This is a genomic window from Paenibacillus sp. 23TSA30-6, from assembly GCF_014858585.1.
Lineage (GTDB): Bacteria > Bacillota > Bacilli > Paenibacillales > Paenibacillaceae > Paenibacillus.
Genome location: NZ_SLTL01000018.1, coordinates 71,135 through 87,530, shown reverse-complemented (window position 1 = coordinate 87,530; position 16,396 = coordinate 71,135). Strand labels below are relative to the sequence as shown.

The 16,396-nt window shown below is 42.9% G+C and carries 13 protein-coding genes and 3 pseudogenes; 9 read left to right on the top strand and 7 right to left on the bottom strand.

Annotation, left to right across the window (positions count from 1 at the left end; genetic code table 11):
• Positions 1 to 17: 17 nt before the first annotated feature.
• A complete protein-coding gene (locus tag E0698_RS17060; RefSeq protein ID WP_192512317.1) occupies positions 18 to 2,372 on the top strand; it encodes a glycoside hydrolase family 2 TIM barrel-domain containing protein in 2,355 nt (784 codons plus the stop codon).
• A 496-nt stretch (positions 2,373 to 2,868) separates the two neighbouring features.
• Here E0698_RS17060 and E0698_RS17055 read toward each other — a convergent pair whose 3' ends face one another.
• Positions 2,869 to 3,726, bottom strand: a complete 858-nt coding sequence (locus tag E0698_RS17055; RefSeq protein WP_192512333.1) for an alpha/beta fold hydrolase — start codon at positions 3,724 to 3,726, stop codon at positions 2,869 to 2,871.
• Positions 3,727 to 3,927: 201 nt separating this feature from the next.
• Between E0698_RS17055 and E0698_RS17050 the strand changes: the two genes are divergently transcribed.
• Both E0698_RS17050 and E0698_RS17045 read left to right on the top strand, forming a co-directional pair.
• The gene (locus tag E0698_RS17050; RefSeq protein ID WP_202894943.1) at positions 3,928 to 4,836 is read left to right on the top strand and encodes a LysR family transcriptional regulator; all 909 of its coding nucleotides are present in this window, start codon (positions 3,928 to 3,930) and stop codon (positions 4,834 to 4,836) included.
• Between the two features lie 106 nt (positions 4,837 to 4,942).
• Positions 4,943 to 5,056, top strand: a pseudogene (locus tag E0698_RS17045) (glycoside hydrolase family 2 TIM barrel-domain containing protein); the annotation flags it as partial.
• A 92-nt stretch (positions 5,057 to 5,148) separates the two neighbouring features.
• Here E0698_RS17045 and E0698_RS27005 read toward each other — a convergent pair.
• The 4 genes and pseudogenes from E0698_RS27005 to E0698_RS17025 all read right to left on the bottom strand — a co-directional run.
• Positions 5,149 to 5,445, bottom strand: a pseudogene (locus tag E0698_RS27005) (cellulase family glycosylhydrolase); the annotation flags it as partial.
• 65 nt (positions 5,446 to 5,510) lie between these two features.
• A complete protein-coding gene (locus tag E0698_RS17035; protein ID WP_192512316.1) occupies positions 5,511 to 6,707 on the bottom strand; it encodes a Ger(x)C family spore germination protein in 1,197 nt (398 codons plus the stop codon).
• Positions 6,700 to 7,803, bottom strand: a complete 1,104-nt coding sequence (locus tag E0698_RS17030; protein WP_149095661.1) for a GerAB/ArcD/ProY family transporter — start codon at positions 7,801 to 7,803, stop codon at positions 6,700 to 6,702. Before E0698_RS17030 ends, E0698_RS17035 begins: the two co-directional genes overlap by 8 nt.
• A gap of 24 nt (positions 7,804 to 7,827) precedes the next feature.
• Positions 7,828 to 9,507, bottom strand: coding sequence for a spore germination protein (locus E0698_RS17025; RefSeq protein ID WP_192512315.1), 1,680 nt, complete (start codon positions 9,505 to 9,507; stop codon positions 7,828 to 7,830).
• A gap of 361 nt (positions 9,508 to 9,868) precedes the next feature.
• Here E0698_RS17025 and rpe point away from each other — a divergent pair, with 361 nt between their 5' ends.
• The 4 genes and pseudogenes from rpe to E0698_RS17010 all read left to right on the top strand — a co-directional run bounded on the left by rpe (position 9,869) and on the right by E0698_RS17010 (position 12,096).
• Positions 9,869 to 10,525: a ribulose-phosphate 3-epimerase gene (gene rpe, locus E0698_RS17020; protein ID WP_192512314.1), complete on the top strand. Its 657-nt coding sequence runs from the start codon at positions 9,869 to 9,871 to the stop codon at positions 10,523 to 10,525.
• 19 nt (positions 10,526 to 10,544) lie between these two features.
• A pseudogene (locus E0698_RS27710) lies at positions 10,545 to 10,607 on the top strand (ribose-5-phosphate isomerase); the annotation flags it as partial.
• Positions 10,608 to 10,648: 41 nt separating this feature from the next.
• Positions 10,649 to 11,428 carry a glucose PTS transporter subunit IIA gene (locus E0698_RS17015; protein WP_238354039.1) on the top strand — a complete coding sequence of 260 codons (780 nt, stop codon included), beginning with the start codon at positions 10,649 to 10,651 and terminating at the stop codon, positions 11,426 to 11,428.
• Positions 11,425 to 12,096, top strand: coding sequence for a DUF4867 family protein (locus tag E0698_RS17010; RefSeq protein ID WP_192512313.1), 672 nt, complete (start codon positions 11,425 to 11,427; stop codon positions 12,094 to 12,096). Before E0698_RS17015 ends, E0698_RS17010 begins: the two co-directional genes overlap by 4 nt.
• Positions 12,097 to 12,258: 162 nt before the next feature.
• Here E0698_RS17010 and E0698_RS17005 read toward each other — a convergent pair whose 3' ends face one another.
• Positions 12,259 to 12,609: an Asp23/Gls24 family envelope stress response protein gene (locus E0698_RS17005; protein WP_192512312.1), complete on the bottom strand. Its 351-nt coding sequence runs from the start codon at positions 12,607 to 12,609 to the stop codon at positions 12,259 to 12,261.
• 48 nt (positions 12,610 to 12,657) lie between these two features.
• Positions 12,658 to 13,227 carry a TetR/AcrR family transcriptional regulator gene (locus E0698_RS17000; RefSeq protein WP_192512311.1) on the bottom strand — a complete coding sequence of 190 codons (570 nt, stop codon included), beginning with the start codon at positions 13,225 to 13,227 and terminating at the stop codon, positions 12,658 to 12,660.
• Between the two features lie 341 nt (positions 13,228 to 13,568).
• On the opposite strand from E0698_RS17000, the gene nirB reads away from it, so the two are divergent.
• Entirely contained in the window at positions 13,569 to 15,998 is a 2,430-nt protein-coding gene (nirB, locus tag E0698_RS16995) for a nitrite reductase large subunit NirB (RefSeq protein WP_192512310.1), read from the top strand.
• 42 nt (positions 15,999 to 16,040) lie between these two features.
• Positions 16,041 to 16,361: a nitrite reductase small subunit NirD gene (nirD, locus tag E0698_RS16990; protein WP_134911307.1), complete on the top strand. Its 321-nt coding sequence runs from the start codon at positions 16,041 to 16,043 to the stop codon at positions 16,359 to 16,361.
• The last annotated feature ends 35 nt before the right edge of the window (positions 16,362 to 16,396 follow it).

Below are 16,396 nucleotides of genomic sequence, written 5' to 3'. Positions count from 1 at the left end.
GAAATGGAGGCAAGATGATGGGAAGCAGAGTGATTATGCCGTTCAAAACAGACTGGAAATTTATAGAGGGAAATTACGCGGGTGCTGAGAAAATGGACTACAACGATGAGCATTGGCGGCTCCTTCAAGTCCCTCATGATTGGAGCATTGAAAATTCCTTTGATCCACATATGCTGTATGGTGGCAATCAAGCTTATTTGCCGAGATGGTCTGTCGGATGGTACAGAAAGCATTTTAAGGTGAAGCCCTCCTCTCCAAAACAGCGCGTATACATACAATTTGATGGTATTCACAATAACAGTGAGGTTTGGATTAATGGGCATTTTGTGGATAAGCGGCCTTATGGATATGTTAGCTTTCAATATGATTTGACCCCATATATTCGGTGGGATGAGGATAACGTGATTGCTGTCAAAGTGGACAATACGATTCTTCCGCCTGACAGATGGTATTCGGGGTCCGGTATTTATCGTAATGTCTGGCTGATTTGTACGGATTATATTCACATAACCGAATGGGGGACTTACATCACCACACCTGAAATTTCGCCAGATGAAGCCAAGGTGAGTGCCAGAATACAGGTTACTAATCATCATGAGCATGCCGTAGAGTGTAATATGGTGACTAAAATTCTGGACTCACAGGGACAAATAAAAGGAAAAATTGAAAACCGAGTGACTCTTTCGGGCTTCGAGACGGGCGAAATGGAGCAAAAAACGCGTGTTTTAGAACCGGAATTATGGTCACCGGACAACCCGGTGCTTTATGAAGCCCAAACGACTATCTATTGCGACAATACAGAGGTGGATCGTTATCGAACCCTTTTTGGCATAAGAGAAGTGATCCTTGATGCCCAAAAAGGGTTATTTCTGAATGGAAGCAGCCTGAAGTTGAAGGGAGTTTGCATTCACCATGATTTAGGCTGTCTAGGGGCTGCTTACCATGATACGGCAATGAAGAGAAGGCTGCAGAAGTTGAAGGAAATGGGCTGTAACTCGATTCGTTTTGCCCATAATCCGATGGCACCTGAATTGTTGGATCTTTGTGATCAGATGGGGTTCCTGGTAATTGACGAAGCTTTTGACAAATGGAAATCTCTTTCTTATGAGCATTTATATGATGAATGGTGGGAAAAGGACCTGGAAGCGATGCTCATAAGAGACAGGAACCATCCCAGTGTTTTTATGTGGAGTGTTGGGAATGAAGTGGAGAACCAGGGTCAGCCGTCCATGCTCAGGATGTTGGAGCAACTCGTTGCCTTTTGCCATAAAAAAGACCCAACCCGGCCTGTTACATGTGCGCTTGAGCCGCATAATACACCGATAAGCTTGCGTGAAGGTTCGATTCAAGCCAAGGTAGAGCATACCAAGCTGCTGGCACAACGAGTGGATGTTCTGGGGTTGAACTATCAGGAGCAGTGGTATGAGCACTATAGGGGGGCCATGCCAGATACTCTTATCCTTGGAACGGAGACTTTTCCATACTACCGTGGTAAAGATAATCGGGTTAAAGGTTATTTGCCCATGAATCCTTGGTTTGATGTCGCTAATCACGATTATGTGATCGGTCAATTTGTTTGGAGTGGAATTGACTATCTGGGAGAAACAAGCTATCCCTCCAAAGGGTGGTCCTCGGGCCTGATCGATACTTGTGGGTTCCGCAAACCTGTGTCCTATCTCCAACAAAGTTTATGGTCAGATCAGCCTGTTGTGCACATAGCCGTATTTCACGAACATATGAAACCGGAATACAATCCGTCATGGACGATGCACTGGAAATCCCCGTCCATGGAAGATCATTGGACATTTCCTGAATACGGTGGAAAATTGATACGGTTGGTTACCTTCACCAATTGTGAGAGCGTGGAATTGATCGTGAACGATGAATCATACGGTGTGAGGAAGCTGGCCGATTACCCTGATCATTTAATCATATGGGAGCTTCCCTATACACCTGGCAAAATCTGGGCTATTGGCAGCAATGGAAATCAAAAAGTTTGTGAGCATGAATTAATCTCTGCCGGGCTTCCTTATGCTCTAAAGTTGGAGGCTGATCGGACGGTTCTACCTGCCGATGGGCATGAGATATCCCATGTGGAAATAACCGTCACAGACCAAGATGGAATCATTGCACCTAATCAGGAATTTGATTTAACCTTTAAACTACATGGAGCTGGTCGTATCCTTGGAATAGACAACGGCGACCTCACCAGTGATGAACCCTTCAAGGGGAACCAGAGACGAACACACAGAGGAAGGTGTCTCGTTATTGTGCAATCCGGGCATCTGGCAGGTGAGCTGTTGCTTCAAGCTTCAGCAGATGGAGGGTTGCAGGGAGAAACCAGACTGAAAATTGAACATGAATACAAATGACAATTCAAGGTTGAGGAAGCGGTCGATCTGACACGTGAAGCGGATGTAGCCGTATGGGTACGGCAGCAGTGCCGCCAGTTCGGCGTAGCCTTACGGATACGGTAACGTCCGAGCTTGTGATCGAGCGTTCATGATAGGCCAGTACGAGATGATGGAAGGTGCGCGTTTTTTCACTCGTCTTTGTCCTTTGAAAAACAGTCGAGTTTAAAATTGAAAATGTTTTGTGTAACTCACAATATTTTCGGAAATAATTATGATAACTTCTTTATGGTGAGCTAGCTTTTGTAAAGAGCTTTTGAAAAACGCATTGTGAAAGGTCCTTGCGTTTTTTGATGTTGAGATTTGTTAGTATAAACTTAAATAAAAACATCCTCTTTTTGTTTTGAATTAACAAATAATTCAGACAAATAAGAGGATGTTAACATAGATTTTTTGAGCTTTTCAAGCTCATAATTTACATATGGGAATGAGAATCCGGATAAAATAGTGTGACGTTTTAAGATCCTGTTTTTAAGAACATGAGGATTATCTCACTAATTTCTAGGGCATGTGTTTCAAGAGCAAAATGCCCAGTGTCAAGTAAATGCACTTCTGCGGAAGGAATGTCACGCTTATACGCTTGGGCTCCAGCAGGGAGAAAGGCGGGATCATTTTTGCCCCATACGGCTAAAAAAGGAGGTTGATACTTACGAAAATAGGCCTGAAAGTCAGGATAACGATCCACATTTGTTCTATAATCAAGGATCAAATCGAGTTGGATTTCTTCAGCCTCCGGGCGCGACATATAAGCAATATCCAGCGAGTATCCGTCTGGAGAAACGAGGCTGGCATCAGATCCATGAAGATACTGAAAATTGCGGATGGTTTCGGGAGTCAAGGAATCACGGCATTTTTCACGATTTTCAGATGTTGGAGAATGCCAATAAGTCTCCCAGGATCCCCATGTGTCACTAAATCCTTCGGTATAAGCGTTGCCATTCTGACTAATAATTGCTTGAACTCGTTCCGGGTGAGCTACTGCCAAACGATAACCAACAGGTGCACCGTAATCAAACACATAAAGTACATACTGTTTAAGAGCTAATGCTTCGGTAAACCCTTCAATAACTTGGAACAGGCTGTCAAATGTAAAGTTAAATTGACTGCGCGGCGGGGTTACTGTATGACCAAATCCGGCGAGATCAGGGGCAATGACACGATAGTGTTCTGCCAATTGGGGGATTAGGTCGCGAAACATATGACTTGAAGTTGGAAACCCGTGTAAAAGTAAAATAACTTGACCATCCTTAGGGCCAGCTTCACGATAAAAAACTTCGACATCCCCAACCTTTTGCTGATGATAACAAATCCTCATTTTCTTCATCCCTCTCTAGATTTTTTTATTAAGAGACCAATATCATTTTCTCAATCTCCTCAAGAACCAACATATTTATGTCTCCATGATGTGATGGTGTTACAACAATTGGCTTCGAAGTATGGTTATTGTATAATGAAAAATATATATTTGACTAATGAATAAATTAAATGTCTACTATTGCAAATTGAAATATAAAGGATGATCGATGTGATTGATTCATTGGAAGGTCGTTTTTTTCAAGCCTTTATTGCCTTGCTTGAAGAAAAAAGTTTCAGTCGTGCCGCGGATCGATTAGGCTATGTGCAGTCCACAGTAACAACTCACATTCAACAGTTGGAGAAAATCTGTGGACAAAAATTGTTCCATCGGTTTCCACGAGGGGGAGAACTTACGGAAGCGGGGAAGATATTTTCCAAATATGCTTATCAGTATATTCACTTGAGTCAATCCATTAAAGAAAGTATGAGTGAATTGGATCAGCAATGTGGAACAATACATATCAGAACACAGGAATCTTTTTTTCTTACACGAATGCTTCCCTTTATGCAGGAATATATGAAAAACTTTCCACGCGTGAATCTGCGTATAGAGGAGGGAACGCATCAAGACATCCTAAATGGTGTGCTGGATTATGCGCTGGATTTTGGAATTGTCCCTCAAAATCCTAAGCGCCATGATATTCTCTTTTATCCAATCTTGGAGGAAACCATCGTTTTTGCTGCATCTGAGAATATAGCTCGGCAAGTGGAAAGCTCGGGAGTCCAGATTCTGAATGACGAGCTTTTTATCAGTAGCGGCACATCTTGTTTGTACCATACGACTGCCATAGATGTTTTGAAAAATGCCGGGATTCTGGTTAAAGATGCGTTAGAGCTATCGAGTCTTGAGATGATTAAACAAATTGTAAGTTGTGGGAAAGGTTTCGCTTTGCTTCCTGAAATAGCTATTCACAACGAACTAAAAACAGGCAGACTAGAGCCTCTTCCTTTTAGTTCGAAAATGAGCTTTTCGCATGGTCTAATTGTTCATAAAAATCGTGAGCTTAGTTTTACCGCAAAAAGTTTTCAAACGGAACTCCTGCATTATTTTAATAGGTATTTGAGTTAGTGCGGGTTTGTCTACACTTCCGCTGAAACCTTCACATACGTAATTCCAATATGAACCTACTCTAACGTAAGTCAGAACACTTACGACGACAGATAATGCCTGCTCTTCCTATGAGCATTTATACGATGAATGGTGGGAAAAGGATCTGGAAGCGATGCTCATAAGAGACAGGAACCATCCCAGTGTTTTTATGTGGAGTGTTGGGAATGAAGTGGAGAATTAGGGTCAGCCGTCCATGCTCAGTAAGCCGCTTCTGAAAAAATGCAGGAGCGGCTATTATGATATAAGGTCTTCATTTTGGGTTGTGTGTTTTTAGAAGATACCCGCTTTTTTCGATTTTCTTTGATCCCATTGGCTCCGTTAACTATAGTTTTACCCCAATCAGTCAGACTGCCATTATGTCCTGTTACAAGATCAAAATAGGAAAGGCCGGAATGATACATACCAGGACCAGGCTAACCAGCCTATACCTTTGGATTGGCCGTATCTCATGATTTCTGTCTCATCGACATCCGCTCCCTGATGGTAACCGCCAAATTCACCAATAATCAATGGAAGTCCTTTATTCAGAACGTTATCCATATTGGTGCGTACAGTTTGAGCATCTTTGATTTCCATTTTAATGGTTTTGGGAGTTTACACAATATATTATACAGGCTCATCAAGGGAGGACTTCATTCAGCAGCTGAACCTAAATCCGTAATGGATAACTTGACATCGAAAGTTACAGGTATTTTACTGAACTTATAATCCCAATCATCCTTTACTTTTTTCCACACTTGAGGCTGTTCAATATTTAAGCGTTCGCCAAAACCAGCAACATCGACTTTATACTCTGATTGTAATTTGTGCATAAGAGACTTAATCCTTCTAGTCAATTCTTTTTCAAATTCTTTCTCAGCCTCTTTCATGTTTCGTGTCTCAGTCGGGTCCACTTTCTCATCCCAGTTTTCGATTAAACGTCCTTTGGATTCAATTTTTACGTGAAACGAGATTTCGTTACCCTCGGTCACCTTAGCTGTTATTTTACTTTTTACCGACTTGACCTCATAAGTTATAGCTTCATTCCGCTTGTCATACGTTTTGACAGCTCCGCCCTCAACATCACCCTTAATCCATGCAATGCTCTCCACGTCTTGTTGTCCCAAACTACCGATCCAGTGACCGGTATCCCCTTTAATAATGCCAGCCCCTGAAAATTCTAATTCTCCATTTGATTCAGTAATGCTTTGTAATATATAGCTTTTTTTAGAATGCATCAATCCATCCAACTCAGACAAATTGACTCCCCTCATTACCTTGCTGGTTCTGAAATGGTTACGAAGCATATACAAAATATGAATGGATGGGACCTCGTCCTCATATTTGGTAACTAAAGTGTTAGCTGCTCGTTCCTTGCTTAAGAAAACCAAACAACTCGGGCGAATATCATTATCACGTAGCACAAAATCCATTAATTGCTGTACCGTCTGTTCTTTAGCCAAATCGGTGGAAACCACCATGACCTTTAGATGGTGACCAATAATCGGACGATCCAAACGGAGGGATAATTGCCGGAAGATTTCAAGTAAAGAATCCCCGGTGCCAGCTATATTGATATAGTTTGGCCCTTGTCCACCGCCGCCTTGCTGCTCTGTGCTTTCAGATGATTTTTTGGGGACGATTTGTACGCTGGCGGTAATTTTATTTTTCTTGAAGTAACGACTGCCTTTCTTCTCCAGATCCTGCTCTAATGGAGTGAGCTCCCCCTTATCCAGAGCCAGTCCTGTATATATGCTTAGTTCCTCTACTTCTTTGCTGCTCCAACAGCCGACTTGAGTCACCAGAAGAATGAAGGCAAGCAGCAATGAGAGGATAGGTCGTCTACACATTTTGCTTCATTCCCTTCTTCCTGATCATGAAAACGATGGAGAGAAGTACCGGGACCAGAAAAAATAAAACGATTCCCATGTATCCGATCGCATCGCCTAGACTAAACACTTCCATCATACGAACAGGAGTCATTGTGGAGATAAAGATAATTGGGATTAAGCCAAAAATCGCATAACGATATTTAAGGCCAAACACCTGTGAGACACCTAAGGATGCATTGAAGAAAAAACTGCAGAAATTACAAAACATTTGCATCATCCAGATCACCAGCAGCGGAAACTCAAGCCGTTCAAAAAGAAATCCGGGGATTTCAAAACTGCGCATCAAATTAATGGTGGGCCAAGTACTTGTTACAGTGGAGTCCATCGATAACCCGCCGATCACCATAACTACGGTCAGAAAGTACAAAACCAAAGGGATACTGATCCCTACTACCATGGCCTTAAATGCTTTTTCGGGGTGCTGCAAAAAAGCGACCAGTGTCATGATGACTTCACATCCAGTGAAAACAAGAATAGTCGATTTCAGACCCTTGATGACAGGGAAAATCCCCTCACTCAGTACAGGACGAAGATGATCAATTTCAAAAATCCTTAAGCTAAAGACAAAACAGAGCAGCAGAAAGAAGAGACTGATCGGAAGTACAATCTGGTATAGCCGAGCGATGGGATTAATGCCTCCAAAAACCAAATAACTCCCTACCCATATGAATGGAATGACAATTGCCCAGATGGGTGTCCCTTCGAGCAGGAAAAACATTGTCACCTCAGCTAAAACGCGAATCTCAAAGCCAGCAATGATAATAAAATATATAATTAATAACACGCTTAAAAATCCTCCTGGAATCGTGCCCACGATTTTTCTGGAGTATTGATACACGGTGTTTCCGGGGAACTGTTGACTTAATTTCACCATAAGCCAGACGACTAATATGACAATGCATCCTCCGATGAGGACAGAAAGCCATGCATCAGGAGTCTGTACCTTTTCAGTTACACCTCTCGGCAGTGTCAAAATCCCTGCCCCCAATACGGTATTGGTCAGGAATACAGCAGCTTGCTTAGTTGTGATCTTATCATCAGAGCGTGTAAACACATTAGCACCTCCTTCATCTTGACATCATGGTCTACGCTTTTTTTGCTGGGTTTTCATCATAACAGGTCTTCGTTTCATCATAGATATAGGAGCACGAATGAACACATCCTTCCAGTCGCTTAGACGCATGGGCGAAAAGGGGGTTACATACGGTACGCCAAAGCTTTTCAATTTCGTCAGGTGGATACAAATTAACAGAAAGAACAATATGGTTCCGAACATGCCCAGGAGTGCTGCAAAGAGCATCCCGACAAAACGCAAAAGACGCAAGGTAATGCCCGCACTGTATGTCGGTATCGAAAACGAAGAAATCGCAGTAACCGAAACCACAATCACCAGGAACGGGCTAACGATACCCGCATTTACAGCAGCGTCGCCGATGACCAAGCCTCCCACAATGCCCATTGCAGGACCAATGGGTTTGGGCAAGCGAATGCCTGCTTCTCGTAGGATTTCAATAGAGATTTCCAAAATCATGACCTCTATGACAGATGGGAAAGGGACGCCTTGGCGGGTTTCGATGATACTAATGACCAGCTTGGTTGGAATCAAACCGGGATGAAACGATATAAAAGAGATATACAAAGCAGGCCCCATAAGCGCTATAAACGCTCCACAAAATCGCAGAAGACGCAAAAGTGTTCCTGGAATCCAGCGCTCATAATAGTCCTCGGGTGATTGAAGCAGCATACTGAAGGTCACCGGAACAATAAGTGCGAAAGGTGTTCCATCCAGCAAAATGGCTATTCTTCCTTCCAACAAAGCGTTAATGACACGGTCGGGGCGCTCTGTGTTGTGAGCCTGCTGGAACGGGCTTAAATAATTGTCTTCAATAAGTTGTTCCACATAACCGGATTCAGCCAAAAAATCCATGTCTATTTTTGAAATTCTGCGGTTTACTTCTTCGAGGAGATCCAGGTTCACAATATCCTTTATATACGCGACAACCAGATCTTTTTTGATTCGGCTTCCCACTTGGAATTTCTTCATTTCCAGACTTTTATTTAAGCCTTGGCGTCGAAGCATCGAAGTATTTTCACTTAATACCTCTGTAAAACCAATTCTGGGACCCCGAAGTAACGCTTCAGAGGTTGGTTCATTGACGGAGCGAATAGAGCCGTTAGGAGACCCGACTAGCAGTGCTCCCTTCATTCCTTCAATTAATAAGGCAGTATGGCCTAAAAGTATAGACTCCTGCAGGTCCTCCATATCAGCAACTTCACTAATTTGCGTAAGTGGCATCAAGCTATCTTTTATAAAAGAGTTACTTATACTTTCCTGCTGTTCCTGTGGGTCCTGCTGGCCTTCAAACATCAAGACCTGCAATACCTGCTTGTTCATAAGCTCTTCATCCTGCATACCTTCTATGAAGACTAACACGGACCGTGCATGAAATTTCTTTACTACAAACTCACGAAAATGCACATCACTATTTTCGCCTATAGCCTCTCGGATCGATTTTAAATCGGAATCATAATTCCCTGAAATTTTGGAGCTTGGTTCATGCTGTTGATCCGCGTGGCCTTCGTTATGTTCGTCGGAGAGCGGACGATCAGAAGAATGTTTGGGTTTTGCCCCCTTACTGCCAACAAACGAATAAATCGATGTGTTTATATAATAAATTCCTAAAGGAATAATCAACGCGAGACCTGCTTGAAAGAGTGTACTCCAGCTTGGAATATAAGAAATTATTTTAGACCACATGATGATCACCTCCAAACGATTCAATTCATTTTCCCTTAAGATACAAGTTGTTCCTAAAGTATTCCTTATAAAGGTTGTATTTACTCATTAAATATGAAACGGGGATTCAAAGGCCGATGAAGTGGCGATGTGACTAAAAAACGTTTGACAAAGGTATCGGAAAATGATAATTTAATAGCGAAAAGGTAAACGTTTACCCAACTAATTCTAGATATTAATTATTAACGAGATGAATAGTTAATCCGATGAAATTCAAATCACGAATTTCTTTTTATTTTTTAGAAGGGTAATCGTTATCTCGAACATTAATTACGTCATTTGAGTAATCGTTTACCTTTAGTTTTGGAAAGGATGATTTTTAATGAGTATACTATTATGTCCTTCTATGATGTGCGCCAATTTCAGATCCTTGGAGCATGAAGTAAACGCTCTGAATGAAGCAAATGTGGATATTTATCATATCGATATTATGGACGGTAAATTTGTCCCCAACTTTGGAATGGGGCTTCAGGATTTGGAGTACATCCGCAAACAAACCCAAAAAACAGTGGATGTCCATCTGATGATTGACAGCCCTTCTGCCTATATTGATTTATTTGCTGATAAGGGTGCAGATATCATTTACTTCCATCCGGAGTCTGATATGCATCCGACGCGCACAATTGATCGAATGGTTGGAAGAGGGGTAAAAGCAGGAATTGCCCTTAATCCAGGAACGGCTATTGCTGCGGTGGAACCTTTGCTTGGCATGGTCGACTATGTGCTGGTCATGACTGTAAATCCGGGTTTTGCAGGTCAAAAATATTTACCCTTTGTGAATGACAAGATTCAAGCACTGCAAGCATTTAAACATGAAAAGGGATTGAATTATACAATCGTGGTAGATGGGGCTATCTCCGAAGAGAAGATCAACGAATTGACACACTACGGCGTTGAAGGATTCGTTTTGGGGACATCCACTTTGTTTGGTAAAGAAGAATCCTACAAAACCATCATTAACAGATTAAAAAATATCTAATTTGGGGAGGAATAGAGCCATGAAAATTGCCATCGGGAGTGACCATGTGGCTGTAGAGCTGAAAGCGATTATTTCAGCTTACGTTCGTGAGTTGGGTCATGAGGTCATAGACTATGGACCGGTTTGTTCGGCATCACGGAACCGATCATCTACGGGATTAGTATCCGCTACAAAAAACCGTTCGTATGGGCTATTATCGGGGGTGCTATCGCCGGGGCGATCACGGGTGCTTCGGGTTCCGTGGCCATTGCTCCAGGTATACCAGGCTTGGCATCCCTGCCGATTTTCTTCGGCACAGGATTCGCCGGATTCGTAATTGCCATTACAGTGGCTTATGTATTCACAGCCATTACCACGTATTTCTTTGGATTTAATGATTCCATGGAAAAAGAAATGGTTGCAGTCCATGAAGAGAAGAAAGAAGTTGAAACCCCAGCTCCTGCCCTGACGAATGAGAACATTTCCAGCCCGCTGACGGGTGTTGTCAAACCTTTATCCGAGATATCTGATGAAGTATTCTCCACAGGAGCCATGGGTAAAGGCGTTGCTATTGTGCCTGAGGACGGCAAGCTGCTTTCGCCATTCAACGGAACTATAGCTAATGCCTTCCGCACAGGCCATGCGATTGGCATTGTATCGGATGGAGGAACGGAGATCCTGGTCCACATCGGTATGGACACCGTCAAATTGAAAGGACAGCATTTTAAAACGCATATCTCAGAAGGGGATCGGGTTACCAAAGGTCAACTGCTAGTCGAGTTTGATATTGAGGAGATTAAAGCTCTGGGCTATGACATGACTACACCGATTATTGTGACCAATACAGCCGAATACTCTGATGTTAAGGTGCTGGGAAACAACCGAGTGCACACGGGAGATTCATTGCTGGAGGTCAAGCTATGAATACAATGGAAAGACTAAATCAAGTCAATGCACCTCTGGTCATTCAAGAGGTAATGAGTGAAGCGTTCCGCCCGTATGGGAGGCTGCTGACTCATTTCAATACGACAGGGCTTATCAAGTATGCAAAAGAAACCACTAGCGTTCCCAATCAGGGAAATCATTATGTACCCTCGGTTGCAGAACTCGAAGCCTTTGGTGTAATTCATCGGATTCAAGATGAAGTGTATGGCCAACTCCCGATTCAGGCTGGCTTTTGTGCAGGGCAGAATACAGAACTAACAGGGCTGGAATATCATCAGGGCAGCGAGGTGGTGATTGCCGCGACGGACTGTATCCACCTTGTCGGCAAAGTACAGGACATTGAAAATAATACCTATGGTAGCGAAAATGTTCAGGCTTTTTTCCAGCCTAAAAACACAGTAGTTGAGCTATATTCAACGACACTTCATTATGCTCCTTGCAAGGTTGACAGTGAAGGGTATTTGACGATAGTGATCCTATCGGCAGGAACGAATATGCTGCTTGAAATAAGTGGGGACCATCAGGGAAACCCATTGCTTACGAAGAAAAACAAATTTCTTATGGTTCATAGTACACAGACGGAAAAAATCGCGGCTGGGGTTCATCCCGGGCTGAACGGCAAGTTGATGAATATTTCATCAATTTGAGTCAAAGTCAATAATTCATAAAGCAAAGAAACCGCTTCTGGAGCAAGTTGAATGGTAGTTCCATTCTTCCAGAGGACGGTTTCTTTGTCGATTAATCTATAAAATATATAATGTGGAGTGCCATAGAAGTTAAGCTGTTCTGTAGAAGGGATTGCTGCGCGATTAATTAACGGATAGGGATATCCCTTGTACTTTGACGTTTATCATGCCAATGGATAGGCCCGTATATTTCTCAATGGCTTCCCGAACATTCTTCTGTAATTCTCTGCCTACATCGTACATTCTTGTTCCGTAATGAACAACAATGCTTAAATCGACATCCAGTCCTGATTCTGTCACATGAAGTTCAATGCCATTTTTCAGGCTTTTCCCACTTAACTTGTTAGTGATTCCTTCGACGACTCCTGTTGACATCGATGCAATTCCCATTGTTGCCGTTGCTGTCTTGCCAATGATTTTAGAAATAGCATCCTTGGAAATCGCAATACTCCCTAGTACGTTTTGAATCAACATGTAGATTCCTCCTCGCGTGGTTCGCCTCTTCATAATCCAGTGTGATCATTAATCAGTTGCTTTAAATCCATGGTAAAAAGTATTTATTACCAGTGCCGCTGCAGAATTTTTCGCAATATTGCCGTTCCTTACTTGCTGCCATGTTAGAAATAGCAGCGAGTAGAGGACATTCATGATCCAATCTTTATCGATATGCGGAAGAAAATAACCTTTTTGTTGCAATATTTCAATTACATGTAAGATGGGTTCCCTTAGCTTCTGATCCGCTCCTTCAATTTCCTTGTTGAAGTTGACGGATGCATCATGAGCAAGAAAATAAATTTTATCTCCTAACGGAATAAGTGCCTCAATCAACTCTGGAATGTAATTTTCATAGTTTTCCTCGTCCAAGGGAATCCCTTTCATGGTTTCACTTACGACTTCGATGGCCCGAAATCCCAGATAAATCATCAGTTGCTCTCTGCTTTCAACATATCGATGCAATGTGGCAATACCAATTCCTGCATAATCGGCAATCTCATTCATGGAGGCGTTTGGCTTTTCAATAAGTAGCATGGTAGCTACATCCAAAAGGCTGTTAAGCCTCACTTGCTTGATCGTTGTCATGTCTTTCTTCATTGGAACTCCTTATTTATTTGATATCATATATTATTAATTGATAGTTGTTTGTATCATTTAATTGAATTTTAAATCAAATATTGAGAAGAGTCAAATAGGAGCATCCACTTTTCAAAAATCGTCATAATAACTCAATTTCAATTTCGGTTTCAGTTTCTTACCTTTATCCCTTGAATTTGAATAGGGAAATCCCTAAACATTTATAATTTGAACTATGCTGTGACTGTGATCACATATAGCTCTATCTGCTGCATTAGAATAGAAGCATAAGCAATATTCATAGGAACGTAGGAGATGTCGTCGGATAGGAAGCATCGTCGAATGAATGGAGGAACCGGTATATGATAAACAGTAAACAGAAACTTGTGGTTATAGGGAACGGGATGGCTGGTATCAATACGGTCGAACAAATTTTAAAATTAACGGATAAGTATGAAATTACGGTCCTGGGAAATGAGCCGCATCCGAACTATAACAGGATCATGCTCTCTTATGTACTGGAAGGTAGTAAGACGATTGATGATATCATACTGAACGATTTGCAATGGTACGCGGATCAAGGGATCACTTTATATACAGGAAAAATGGTGCGAAGCATCGACGGTGAGAACAAGAAGATTCACACCGAAGATGGACTGGAAATCAATTATGATGTGGCTTTGGTGGCTACTGGCTCACAATCGTTTATTCTGCCTATTCCGGGCAAAGAATTACCGGGGGTCGTCGGTTTCCGAGATATCGCCGATTGCTCGGCAATGCTTGAGGCGGCGAGAACCTATAAAAAGGCAGCAGTCATTGGTGGAGGTCTATTGGGGCTGGAAGCAGCTAAAGGCTTGGTCAACCTGGGTATGGATGTTACGGTCGTTCATTTAATGGAGGATTTGATGGAACGTCAGCTGGACCGGGAAGCCTCTGCGATGCTAAAAGCAGAACTAGAACGCCAGGGAATCAAGTTTGCTATGCAAATGCAAACTTCGGAGGTGTACGGTCAAGATCGGGTACAAGGATTGCGGTTTTCAGACGGAAGCGAGCTGGAAGCGGATTTGGTCGTTATGGCCGTCGGGATCAAGCCTAATATTCAGGTTGCCGTACAAAGTGGTATGGAAACGAACCGTGGAATTGTGGTCGATGATTTGATGAGAACCTCCGTGGCGGATGTATATGCTGTAGGGGAATGTGTTGAACACCGCGGGATCTGTTACGGCTTGGTAGCTCCGCTGTTTGAACAGGGGAGTGTAATTGCCAAACATTTGGCAGGTGCGGATACTGAAGGTTATATGGGATCGGTGGTTTCCACCAAGCTCAAAATTTCAGGGGTGGATGTTTTCTCGGCTGGTGAATTCATAACCCAGCCTGAACATACGGTGATTGTGGCAAAGGATGAGTGGAAGCGCACATACAAAAAAGTGCTGCTTCGTGAAAATAAGATTGTTGGAACTGTACTGTTTGGCGATGTGAGCGAATCTGCTAGCCTTCAAAAATATGTGCGTCAGCAAACGTTGATGACGGATGAGATATATGGACAGATCATGGGTACCGGATGCAGTAAAGACGGGGCTAAGACCTTATCCGCCGAAACCATGGCAGATGATGAAATTGTCTGTGGCTGCAACGGTGTGACCAAAAAGGCAATTGTCGATGCGATCAATGAGAATGGACTGACCACAGTCGACGAAATTAAGGCATGTACCGGTGCCACACGTTCCTGTGGGGGGTGCAAGCCGGTCGTTGAACAAATTCTCCAGTATGTTCTTGGAGACAGCTTCAAGACGACAGCCAAGCAAGGAATATGTGGCTGCACAACATTGAGCCGGGACGAGATTGTAGCGGCTATTAAAACCAAGGGTCTTACAACGACGCGTGAAGTCATGAATGTGCTTGGTTGGCATAATGATGAAGGATGCTCCAAATGCCGCCCGGCGCTGAATTATTATTTGGGTATGATTAACCCGGATACCTATGAAAATGAGGAAGATTCCCGTTTCGTCAACGAGCGGTTGCACGCGAACATTCAAAAAGATGGAACGTTTACAGTTGTTCCAAGAATGTACGGCGGTGTAACAACTCCAGAGGATTTGAAGAAAATAGCTGATGTTTCTCTTAAATACAACGTTCAAGTTGTTAAAGTAACAGGAGGACAGCGGCTAGATTTGATTGGTGTCCGTAAAGAGGATTTGCCTAAAGTATGGGAAGAACTCGATATGCCGTCGGGATATGCCTACGCGAAATCTCTTCGTACAGTTAAAACCTGTGTTGGATCGCAATTTTGCCGTTTTGGCACACAGGATTCCATGGGAATGGGAGAGTTGCTGGAACGGAAATTTGAAAGATTGGATTTTCCGGCAAAATTTAAATTAGCGGTCAACGGGTGTCCCCGCAACTGTGCGGAATCGTGTACGAAGGATATCGGAATTGTAGGCAATGATGGAGGCTGGGAGATCTTTATCGGTGGAAACGGCGGTATAAAAGCACGGTTGGCTGATTCGCTCTGTAAAGTGAAGACGGACGATGAATTGATTGATATTGTGGGAAGCGTGATGCAACTGTACCGGGAAACAGGCCAATACCTGGAACGTACTTCGGAATGGGTCGAACGGACCGGCCTTGAAGAGATACGGAAGGCTGTCGTTCACGATGTAGATCATCGCAAAGCTTTAGTAGAACGGATCGAATTTGCACTGCAGCAGGTTGAAGATCCCTGGAAAAAGATCATCAACGATGCCGATTCACGCAAAAATTTATTTGAAGTAGTTACACCATCTGTTGTGTGAATGCTTTTTAAATAATGCCTTAAGAAGGGAGCAATCAAGCGAATGATCAAGCATGCTGAATGGCTTATCGTCGGTAACAGTAAGGATTTCCCCAATAGAATTGGGCGGACTATCCGGTTGGATGATAACGAAATCGCCGTTTTTCGCACTTCGGAGAACAAGCTTTACGCTGTTGAAAATTCCAGCCCTCATCCCAAAGGAGGGCCGCTTACTGAAGCGATGGTATCCGGTCATTACATTTATGATCCGCTATGTGATTGGAAGATTGATTTGGAGACGGGTATCGTTCAAGAGCCTGATCACGGACAAATTAAAACATTCACCATTCGGGAAGATGGAGACGAAGTGAAAATATCACTTTAATGCAAATAAGAAAAGGCTCGGCAGGAACAAGTCCT